The organism is Cysteiniphilum marinum (assembly GCF_014857925.1).
Lineage (GTDB): Bacteria > Pseudomonadota > Gammaproteobacteria > Francisellales > Francisellaceae > Caedibacter > Caedibacter marinus.
Genome location: NZ_JACYVZ010000056.1, coordinates 1 through 8,008 on the forward strand (window position 1 = coordinate 1; position 8,008 = coordinate 8,008).

The 8,008-nt window shown below is 36.2% G+C and carries 8 protein-coding genes; 4 read left to right on the forward strand and 4 right to left on the reverse strand.

The features are described from left to right. Positions 1-336: 336 nt before the first annotated feature. Both IE867_RS14745 and IE867_RS13695 read left to right on the forward strand, forming a co-directional pair. Complete coding sequence (locus tag IE867_RS14745; protein ID WP_203249989.1) at positions 337-495, forward strand: DUF5993 family protein; 159 nt, start codon at positions 337-339, stop codon at positions 493-495. 19 nt (positions 496-514) lie between these two features. Further along, entirely contained in the window at positions 515-1,090 is a 576-nt protein-coding gene (locus IE867_RS13695) for a disulfide bond formation protein B (RefSeq protein WP_192485277.1), read from the forward strand. On the opposite strand, the gene IE867_RS13700 is transcribed toward IE867_RS13695, so the two are convergent. The 3 genes from IE867_RS13700 to IE867_RS13710 all read right to left on the reverse strand — a co-directional run bounded on the left by IE867_RS13700 (position 1,079) and on the right by IE867_RS13710 (position 2,820). Beyond that, complete coding sequence (locus IE867_RS13700) at positions 1,079-2,017, reverse strand: lipase/acyltransferase domain-containing protein (protein WP_192485278.1); 939 nt, start codon at positions 2,015-2,017, stop codon at positions 1,079-1,081. The genes IE867_RS13695 and IE867_RS13700 overlap by 12 nt on opposite strands. 117 nt (positions 2,018-2,134) lie before the next feature. Beyond that, the gene (locus IE867_RS13705; protein WP_192485279.1) at positions 2,135-2,461 is read right to left on the reverse strand and encodes an SMR family transporter; all 327 of its coding nucleotides are present in this window, start codon (positions 2,459-2,461) and stop codon (positions 2,135-2,137) included. Positions 2,462-2,472: 11 nt separating this feature from the next. After that, entirely contained in the window at positions 2,473-2,820 is a 348-nt protein-coding gene (locus tag IE867_RS13710; protein WP_192485280.1) for a DMT family transporter, read from the reverse strand. Between the two features lie 253 nt (positions 2,821-3,073). On the opposite strand from IE867_RS13710, the gene IE867_RS13715 reads away from it, so the two are divergent. Together IE867_RS13715 and IE867_RS13720 are read left to right on the forward strand one after the other, a co-directional pair. Then, on the forward strand, positions 3,074-3,976 hold the full coding sequence (locus tag IE867_RS13715) for a LysR family transcriptional regulator (RefSeq protein WP_192485281.1): 903 nt from the start codon (positions 3,074-3,076) through the stop codon (positions 3,974-3,976). Positions 3,977-3,984: 8 nt separating this feature from the next. Further along, positions 3,985-4,866, forward strand: coding sequence for a LysR family transcriptional regulator (locus IE867_RS13720; RefSeq protein WP_192485282.1), 882 nt, complete (start codon positions 3,985-3,987; stop codon positions 4,864-4,866). A gap of 98 nt (positions 4,867-4,964) precedes the next feature. Here IE867_RS13720 and IE867_RS13725 read toward each other — a convergent pair whose 3' ends face one another. After that, positions 4,965-7,712, reverse strand: a complete 2,748-nt coding sequence (locus IE867_RS13725; protein WP_192485283.1) for an RHS repeat domain-containing protein — start codon at positions 7,710-7,712, stop codon at positions 4,965-4,967. Positions 7,713-8,008 lie beyond the last annotated feature (296 nt).

The following is an 8,008-nucleotide window of genomic DNA, read 5'->3' on the forward strand; positions in this document are numbered from 1 at the left end:
AAAAACAAGAACTAACAACCCGCAAAAATTTTTGCTCAAAGTATTTAAGTATCTACATTTTATATCTCTTTAAACATCTTCAAAACCTTGCTACCAAGGCATTCTTGCGAACATTCTCGCTGAGAACAGGAGTCAATTCTACAGATTTTTTTTTGGTTGGCAAGCTGTTTCTTAAAATTTTTTATAGTTTATTTTGAGTTGTTTTTTTTGTGATCAAAAACACCGTTCTAATACGTTAAATTATAAATTGCAACTTGCGCCTGTGGTTCATTCACACAATATGTGATTTTGCACTATACTGGCTCTGGATATCACAAAAATGAATGGAGTAATCATATGCCTGGAATATTAATTGTTTTTTTCCTACTACTAATAAGTGTTATTAGCGCATGGATGCATCGCACAATGGGAATCATATTCTTTTGCGCTTTCCTTATTGCAATGGGGCTTGTATTTTTACATCACGCCACAGATCATCTTGGCTTATATTTTTAATGGTAAAAGGAGCTTAAACATGCAACGATCAAAAATAAATAACTTTGTAAAGTGCCTTAATGCCATTGAAATACTTGCCATTATCCTTGTCATTATAATGGCTTTTTCTTTTCAATTTATCTTAGGTGAACTTCCTTGCCCGTTATGCTTACTTCAACGCTTAGGGCTACTGGGTATTGCCTTTGGCTTTTTACTCAATATAAGATATCACGTACGCCCTGCTCACTACAGTCTATCATTGCTCTCAGCCGTACTAACTTCATTTGTTGCCATACGTCAGGTCGCACTTCATATCAATGACCCACATGGTTATGGCTCAGCAGTTTTAGGCCTACATATGTATACATGGGTATTTGTGCTTTGCATTATAGCTATTATCTATATTGCTATTGTGCTAGGGTTATCATCACAATATGAAATTAAAGCAAATAAAGATGAAATCGCAGAAGCCAAGGCCAAGAAAATAAAAATATTTACTCACATTGTCTTTGCACTATTTGTATTTATTATTGCCGCTAACTTAATTTCTACTTTTGCCGAATGCGGCCTAAGTGAATGCCCAGATAATCCAGTCGTTTACAATTTATGGCATTAGCAATTTATAAATAAGCTCTGAAAACTCAGGGCAACGCAAATAACCATAGGATTTATGGGGATTATGATGATATTTGCCAAGCTTTTTATTAAAAATGCCATAATCACTAAACACCAATTGATCAACCACCTGCACGCCTTCGTGATTTGGACCATAAAGAGGACCTAGTTTCAAGCGGTAGCATGCGACATCACGTGGATCAGAAAAGTTATACCAAGATTGCACCGCACTTGGCGTGCGTGGCTTATTTCTAAAATGTCCATCAGTAAGTTCTAAAAACGGATGTTTGTAGGTGATTGCATAAGTTAAAGGAGACCCCATAGTGATAAAGCATTTAATGTTAATATCAGGTAAAAATGATCGAATATTACGAAGCACATCATAACAGATAATCGACCCCATTGAATGTCCTATAACAATAATCTCCTTACCCTCTTTAGCATGGATACTTAATGCATCGATCAGCTCACGCATCAAGATTTTACGCAACGGTCTTTTTTGTCCCTTGCGATCATAAATTTCAACCTCATCGTTATAGTAATACGCCATATCACGAAATAGTTTATCGGCTGCCCAAAAAGATACTGGGTCATACTGTTGAATTAGATTAACACATTTACGCACTGTATTTTGCCCCAGCAAGCCCATTCTTTTAATTAATGAGTCTGCATAGCGTGGAAAATTCTCTTTTTCTAAATAATAGTACGGCTCATCATCATATAACTCATCAAAATAATATGCCTCATCGTTATGTAAAGGATATTTATGCAAAAGATCCGCCCAATAGACCATTTGAAAATTCACATTTTCATCATAGCCACATGTTTTCTCAAGTCCTTCTTCAATAGCTGACTGCCACCATGTCTGGATGGTTTCTTTGGCATTTTTATTTAACAGCCCATGCACACCTAATATCACTTTATCCATAATTTATGATGACTACCTGTTTATTATTATGCTAACGAGTATGTAAGCCACATAATCAAAGTCTAAATATACGTAGATAAAAATACAAATTAGAACAGGCAGATATAACTCAAGTTGTTATAACTTCATCATAATAATTGCAATAATCACTAGTACGATTCCAAACCAACCAATTGGTTTTAACTTATCTTTGAATAAGATCATGCCACCAATCGCCGTACCAATAATGCCAATAGCACCCCAACTTGCATACGCAATAGCTAAATCTATTGATTTAACCGCTTGAGCTAAGATCGTAAAAGAAAGTAAAACCAATACAATGGCGCTAATACCCCAAGCTTTGCGTTGAAACCCCTTTGATTTTGCAATCATCAAATTAGCGACAACATCAATTAATGCAGCAACCACAACCAAGCCAAAGGCAAGATTTAAAAAGCTATCCATATCACCCTCTCCTATTCGTTATTTTCGGTATCAGCATGAACTTCGCCAATCGTAATCAAAATAATACCTATAATCGCTAGAGCGATGCCTGATACTTGCAACCAAGAAAGTTCATCACCAAAGATAAAAAATGATACGACAGCAATTAATGCAATCCCCAGTCCTTCCCATGTTGCATAGGCAACACCAATTGCAATTCTCTTAACTGCTTTACTTAGAAAGAAATAAGAAATTGCAATAAATAGATACATAATGACAAACCCCCATATGCTGCCATATTTTCCAGCAAAATTCATACTCGATGTTCCTGCCACTTCAAACACAATAGCTAACAGTAAAAAATTCCATGCCCTTATCATGTCTCACTCCAAATATTAGTCTCTTTTCTTGATTCTAAAAACATATTTAGCTTAAACTTTTCCTTGCTCATAATGATCCTAATGTAAAAAGCTATCACCTCTACGACTATAGCAAATGATTTTTTATTTGCGCTATTTAACTTAATTATGACGGTATAAAAATCTTAAATACCTCTTAGTTCTAATACTTATTACTTTGCTTTTTTAATTTTCCCATCTAGGCTTAGAACAAATGGATGACTTGGAGTGATTAATGGATATCAGTGATTTGCAACTGCTTTACATACTACTCACTGAGCGCAATATTACTTATGCTGCTGAAAAGATGAGCTTATCTCAACCTGCGGCAACCATTCGCCTTGGCAAAATGCGTAAACGATTTAATGATGAGCTACTCGTGCGACAAGGTAACACTATGGTGCTTACTGAGAAAGCAACAACTATCATCCAGCCTTTAAAACGCTTACTTGAGCAAATTAATGGGCTATTCCCTCACCCCCATTTTGATCCAAGAGCCGAGCCTTGTATTATTAATATTCATATGAATGAGTATTGTGAGTACTTGGTATCAAAGACATTATTTGATGCCATACATAGCTTTCACCCCCAACATGAAATACATTTACATATATTTCCACCATTACATAACCTAGAGGGCATTCATGACTTTAGTAATGCCGAAATTATCATAGGTGCTATCAATGAAAATGATCTTGATGAGTTTGAATCTGAAACCTCACATTATGATCCAGTCTGTTTGCTTTACGATCGTTACCCTATTGATCAAACAAAAGCACTCACATTAGATGAATATTTTAACTTGCCTCACATCTTGATCAATGCACTTGAAGAAGGTAATCCCTTTTTAAAGACACTCGGTTCACCCGACCCTCGCAATATCAAAATGAGAATTTTAAGTTTAAATCTTGCCACCACATTGCTAGAGGATAAATTTGTGATGACCTCAGTCAAAAGTCTTGCTGAAAACTACAATCTCAATACGCACCCTTTACCCATTGATATCCCTCCGGTTGCTTGTAATATACACTACCCCCAACGCTTAAAGTTTGATGCCAAAAACAAATGGCTACGAGACATATGCAAAAACGAGATACAAAAGCTCGCACAATCACTTAACTTAAAGATCCCTTCGTGAGGTAAAATATGGATATTTCTGACTTACAAATACTACAATTACTCCTATCTGAACAAAGTATTAGTCGTGTTGCGAATGTAATGAATTTATCACAGCCTGCGGTGACTATTCGTCTTGGGAAAATGCGTGATCGTTTTAAAGATGAACTGTTGATTCGTGATGGCAATAATATGTTATTAACCAATAAAGCCAAATCATTGATCAAGCCATTACAAAATATACTTGATGATATCGACTACCTCATTCCTGCTGAAGAGTTTATTCCTGAAAAAACAGCTGCAACCTTTAAACTATATGTTTCTGAGCATTTTTCTTACCTAGGCTTAACTTCTTTGTTACAACAAATAAATAAGACTAACCCTAACCATATCATCAATGTTCGGACATTTCCTGTGATCTACCAAATACAACAAAAATTTGACTTCACACATGCCGATTTAGTGGTGGGTATTTTGAATAATTTAGATAGTTTTAACGCTGAGTTGCTTTTTGAAGATAGTTTAGTCATTGGCTATCGAAACTATCCCTTACCAGAAAAGTTGGATTATGACACTTACATTAATCTACCTCACATGCTTTTTAGTTTTGATGATGATCATAATAAATTTCTACACTACCTAACACGACCCGACCCACGAAATATTTACTCACGTGTTTCAACACTTTCTGCCGCATTAGAGATCATGGATGATCAATGCATTATTGTCACTGCAAACTCACTAGCCAAACGCTTTAATTTAAATACCGCTCCTTTACCCTTTGAAACCAAACCCGTTATGCTACAAGCATTTTACCCTCAACGCCTTAAGTATGATGCAAAGAATAAGTGGTTGAGACAATTGTGTAAGGAGATTACTCAACAAGAAACGCAAAGAATCCTCAATGGCTAAACTAAATCTGTCCTGTCAATTTGAAGCACTTTTATTTTCGGGTTTCCCTCAATCTTCAAACTGTCTTGGCCTCATGTAACTTATTATCAACCCTGATGCTAATCCAGATTCATAACCTCAATATTATTATATGCATTTCCATAATTTCCAGCATATGTGCTCCACATTTCATTATGAGCATTAGGATTATCACGAAAAAATCTAACTATATCATCGTGTTCAGGTAGATCTGCTGGATTGACATTACGATTGATCATAGTCATCCATGCCCCTTGCCTTAACTCATAATCAAGGGGATTCTCAGGATTTATGAATGCAGTATCAGTAGTTATATCTTTTGATATAAATGATTGTCGTCGATACTTTCTAGGTAAAGTTGCCATTTGATCTAAGTCCACGGGAAGTGCGTACTCTTGACCATTTAGACCAACAATTTTCACATTACCATTTACAGTAGCATCTAGCATTATATGTCGAGAGCCATCTGATTTCGGGCTAAGTAATTGATAATTAAAGTTGCGTGCTTCTACATAAGAGGCATCTCTCCCTCCAATAAATGGGGTCTCTAAGATTGTATTACTATGTGCTTTTGCACTTGCATAGTTTCTAAATTTCCCATCATGTACAACCCCATATATATTATTCCATTTCCGAGCAATCCTTTTAGGGTTAGAGTATGGATCTTTAGCATCTATTGAGAATTTAAACACTCTATCGCCATGATCAGTTTTTAATTTGTAAGCTGATCCATATGTACCAGCTCCTAAGTGCTCTGCTCCACTTTGCTGCATAAACATCTCAAATTCACCTTGATCACGTAGCTTAGAAAGTCTTTTATTGAGGTTAACACCTACTGTTTTATCAAATTTATTGAGATTATATAGCTTATTAGAATATACACCAAACTCGTATACACTTGTCACAACATCAATTACATTCAACCCCCAATCGACCACTTGTCCGGCAACTGATTCGCGATAGTCTGGATTTGCTGCCATTGCCATATTATTAATAAAAGTTGCACCTGTAATCGCCATAGCAATTGACCCTGCAACTAGTCCACTCATGCCAAAAGTCACCGCTGAAGTTAGCGCACTAAAGACAAACAAGCCAACGGCTTGTCCAATCATTGCCGCCGGTGACATGTAGCTTTTATAGCTCCACATATGACCATTTGGATCAAAGCGATTAATGGGATCATTACCAGCATATGCATAGCCATTTAATCCTGCTTTACCAAATGGAGACCAATTATCATGCAAGGTGAAATGTCTTAGTATCGGTGTATAGGCACGATAGTTGCCTAAGAACTGCCATGTTGGCAATGCTTTACCACCTTCATTTAATCGAATACTTAATTGCTGATTATAGCCATAAGGTGATATGCCGGCTAAGTCACTATTTGCATTTGGTATGAGTATTGTCAAAATATCCTTTTCAATACCAAAGGGTGAATACACTACAAAACTTGTGAGCTTCCCATCTACAATACTGCCTAAATGATTACCTCCGTCATCAAGATTTAACGCAATTTTTGATGCTAACTGCTTATCAACAACAAGTGCAGCACCCGTTAATGGATAGACCGTTTGACCTTGCTTGTTTTTATGAAACAGTAAACTGCCAGCACCTGTGTAAAAGTAGCTTGCAAAAGGTGCGTTATTGATGTCAATTTGTGTGACATTATTAAACACATCATAATAATATTCACTATGGAGCTTATTTTGTGGGTCAATGATTGAAGCAATGCTATTATCTGCATGATAGGTTTTGTTAATAAAGTGCTTGGGTGACCACGCCCAACCACCTTGTGCTATAGCTGTTAAGCGCCCTTCATTGTCATAATTAAGCTTGAGATTCTTTTCATCAAACAAGCCAAACTCGTCATTAATAGCAGTAACTTGCCCTGGATAAGTACTATTGTCATATTCATAATCGACAGTTATTGGCGTCTTAGTGTCAGGTGAAAAAATCGTAAGATTGGTTAAATTGCCAACACTATCATCATGCGTGTATTTAATTTGATTAATCACATGCCCATGCTCATCATACGGACAGAGTTTATCACTAATACAATCGTATTGGGTTAATGCACCCGTTTTATATGAATACTGATATTGTTCTTGTTTGCTATGTTTATCGCCGCCAAAGACAGTTAAATCAAAGTGACTGTCTTTGTTCACCAATTTCCCATATAAGTTGTAAAGATGAGTTGATGTTAGTACGTTATTTTCTTGGTTCTTATTAAAAATCGTACTGCTAATAGATTTACTATCGCCAAACGGTTTGGTTGTTATATGCTTAATATATTGCCCTTGGGCATAGCTTTTATAATTATTCTCACTGATTTTGGCATAGCGCTTTCTAAGCTTATCATAAGACATCTTAAGCGAAGACTGGCGTTCATACTGATAAACACTGTCAATGAGATACTTCACTGTCTTAGCTTGAGAAAACAGTAAATTTGTAGGATCAGCCTCATAAGAAAGCTCAATTCTTAAACGCTTATATTTGTTTGGATTGCTTGTGTAGGTAATGTAAGAAACATCATCTACTTTATTTAAGCTGATCATTTGATTAACATTAACCAGTGCATTATCCACCGTATTTGTCACTGTCTTTTTTTGTATTTGATGATTTGGATAACGTTGATCAATCGTGAGCTTAGACGTCACAACACCTCTATTATTTGATCTTGTCTGTTCTTTTAGCTGATAAAAGGAACTCTCATCATACTCATAGCTGGTGGTATGGTAGTCTGTTGTAACCGATTTGAGCATACCCAAAGAATTGTAGGTATAATCAATAAATTGCGCATTATCCCCTAAGCGGGTAAAGCGTCTCACTTTGCCTAGATAACAAGCATTTTTATTATCTAAACAATAGCTATAAGTCCCTTCTTGATCTTGATAGACAAAGCCAAGTGGCGAATCTTTGGTTTGATTTTTGAATATATGCTGTTTGCCTTTAGATGATTCAACACGAATATTGCCAAGCTTTTGAATATTTTGCTGCGTAAGCGCTCCATGAACCCACCTATTTACCTAGCAAATAATGTGGTATGTAGGTCTATGCCGTCCTCTTCTGGGCAGATTTTAATTTAGGTAAATGCGCTGAAGCATATTTTGGTGTAAGCATTTCA

Bases quoted from the DNA above. Each gene is read 5' to 3' on its own strand.
- IE867_RS13700 (WP_192485278.1), bottom strand. From the start codon at position 2,017: ATGGATAAAGTGATATTAGGTGTGCATGGGCTGTTAAATAAAAATGCC.
- IE867_RS13695 (WP_192485277.1), top strand. From the start codon at position 515: ATGCAACGATCAAAAATAAATAACTTTGTAAAGTGCCTTAATGCCATT.
- IE867_RS14745 (WP_203249989.1), top strand. From the start codon at position 337: ATGCCTGGAATATTAATTGTTTTTTTCCTACTACTAATAAGTGTTATT.
- IE867_RS13705 (WP_192485279.1), bottom strand. From the start codon at position 2,461: ATGGATAGCTTTTTAAATCTTGCCTTTGGCTTGGTTGTGGTTGCTGCA.
- IE867_RS13710 (WP_192485280.1), bottom strand. From the start codon at position 2,820: ATGATAAGGGCATGGAATTTTTTACTGTTAGCTATTGTGTTTGAAGTG.
- IE867_RS13720 (WP_192485282.1), top strand. From the start codon at position 3,985: ATGGATATTTCTGACTTACAAATACTACAATTACTCCTATCTGAACAA.
- IE867_RS13715 (WP_192485281.1), top strand. From the start codon at position 3,074: ATGGATATCAGTGATTTGCAACTGCTTTACATACTACTCACTGAGCGC.